This window comes from Salinivibrio sp. MA427 (assembly GCF_001996115.1).
Taxonomy (GTDB): domain Bacteria; phylum Pseudomonadota; class Gammaproteobacteria; order Enterobacterales; family Vibrionaceae; genus Salinivibrio; species Salinivibrio costicola.
The window spans coordinates 1-1,956 of record NZ_MUFH01000392.1; the positions used below are offsets into that span (position 1 = coordinate 1).

At 46.7% G+C, this 1,956-nt stretch carries 2 protein-coding genes; one reads left to right on the plus strand and one right to left on the minus strand.

Annotation, left to right across the window (positions count from 1 at the left end):
* Positions 1 to 353: 353 nt before the first annotated feature.
* A complete protein-coding gene (gene rsuA / locus BZG79_RS14875) occupies positions 354 to 1,046 on the minus strand; it encodes a 16S rRNA pseudouridine(516) synthase RsuA (protein ID WP_077460585.1) in 693 nt (230 codons plus the stop codon).
* A 286-nt stretch (positions 1,047 to 1,332) separates the two neighbouring features.
* Between rsuA and BZG79_RS14880 the strand changes: the two genes are divergently transcribed.
* The gene (locus BZG79_RS14880) at positions 1,333 to 1,794 is read left to right on the plus strand and encodes a GNAT family N-acetyltransferase (protein WP_077774795.1); all 462 of its coding nucleotides are present in this window, start codon (positions 1,333 to 1,335) and stop codon (positions 1,792 to 1,794) included.
* Positions 1,795 to 1,956: the final 162 nt, after the last annotated feature.

Consider the following 1,956-nt stretch of genomic DNA (forward strand, 5'->3'; position numbering starts at 1 on the left):
TACATATCGATCGCCAATGGGGTCAATGCAGCAATGGCCCCAAGCACCAGGATTAACAGCCAACTTAACTGCGCTGGGGACGACGTAACAGCCGATGATTGCGACATAACACTCCTTAACGTGAAAGACAGGAAAAAGGGAAATAACGTGAGATTGGTCAAAGTGTAACAATTTATTATTGCGTAGTGGGAAAGAATGTCTTTCTTTTCATCACCAATCTTTAACACCAGTCTTTAAAATCAATGTTCAAAACCCGCTTAAAAAATGACCTCGCTCACATTGAAAAAGCACAGCGAGAACTGTGCTTTCGGGTCGATCGTTGCCCTAGGTGGGATCTAAGGTGTCACACTTAATTATGCCAACAAGGCAATTTCTTCATCGGTGAGAGGGCGATATTCGCCAGGCTCGAGCGTGTCATCGAGCTCAAGCGCACCCACAGATTCGCGATGCAAAGCGTCTACTTTGTTACCGACTGCGGCAAACATACGTTTCACTTGATGATATTTACCCTCTTGAATCGTCAATAAGGCTTCATACTCACCCACCTGCTCGAGCTTAGCGGGCAATGTCGCTTGCTGCTCACTGCGTAACATCACACCCTGCTCAAACTGACTCGCCGTATCTTCACTGATCGGATCGGCTAACCATACCCGGTACGTTTTTGTACACTGATGCTTGGGTGACGTGATACGGTGAGACCATTGGCCGTCGTCGGTCAGTAACAATAAGCCTGTTGTGTCTGCATCCAGGCGACCCGCTATATGCAGCTTTTCTGCGTTCACTTCATCGAGCAAAACAAATATCGTGGGATTAAAGGCATCTTCGTGTGAACACACCACGCCCGCAGGTTTATGCATCATAAAGTAGCGTGGGCCAGACAAGGTTAACGATCGTCCCTCAAATTGCACATCCGCGGTTTTACCGACTTTGATGGCGCCAGATTTTACGATCTCACCATCGATGGTGACGCTTTCACTTTTCAGCACTCGGCCAGCTTGCTTTCGTGTTACCCCTAGGGTTTCACATAAAAATTTATCTATCCGCATATTACCATTCATTACACCTATGTTTGCGGCGATTATACGTCACATCGCCACGAAGACACAGATCAAGTTTTACTAGATTTGGCGGCAAAACTGAAAGCAATAAGATACACTCACTCTCATTGTCAGTGACATGCGTTAGTCATAATGCAAGCACTACCAAACGCTTTTTGTTGAGACGCCGAGTCTGTCACATCGTGCTAATCGAAAAACGCACCGAGATTGAGCCTACCGGCTTGGCGAGTATGATACGGTCGTCTTGACCAATCAGTGATAAAAAGGAAACACCATGATTGTCTCTCTTCGCCGCCCTGACATCGATACCCTGGAAACCTTATTCACACTCTCGCGCGAACAACATGAGCATGAGGCCTTGCCGTTTGATCGCGAGCCGGTGGTTTCTACCTTTAACACATTATTGTCACAACCCGAGCGTGGCGATGTATTTCTGATTGATGTTGAGCACGAAGGAAGAACGGATACGATCGGGTTTATCGTCTTAGCCTATAGTTTTAGTGTCGAAAATGGCGGCAGCGTCGGTGTGATCGATCAGTTTTTCATTCAACAAACCTGGCGCCGTCAAGGCGTGGGTTCGCAAGTGATCCCTGAGGTAGAAAAGCAAGCCAAAACAAGGCAGTGTGTGGCCGTGATTTTAGAAATGAACATTGGTAACAAAGGCGCTCGCCTGTTTTACGAGCAGTTTGATTACCAACCACGCCGTCAGCATTGTATTTTCACGAAACGGCTATAATGGACCGTGATTTATCGGTTAGGTATAAATTTATCGGTTGGGTATAAATAGTCTGTACCTGAGCGAACAAGTCAGTAAACTAAACGGCCTCACTTAGGCCGTTTTTTGATTATGTATACCTTACGTCCGTACCAGTCTGACGCTGTTAAAGCCGTCCTGCAC

Excerpts from the sequence above, each read along its gene's own strand:
- BZG79_RS14880 (WP_077774795.1), top strand. The coding sequence starts at position 1,333 with ATGATTGTCTCTCTTCGCCGCCCTGACATCGATACCCTGGAAACCTTA.
- rsuA (WP_077460585.1), bottom strand. The coding sequence starts at position 1,046 with ATGCGGATAGATAAATTTTTATGTGAAACCCTAGGGGTAACACGAAAG.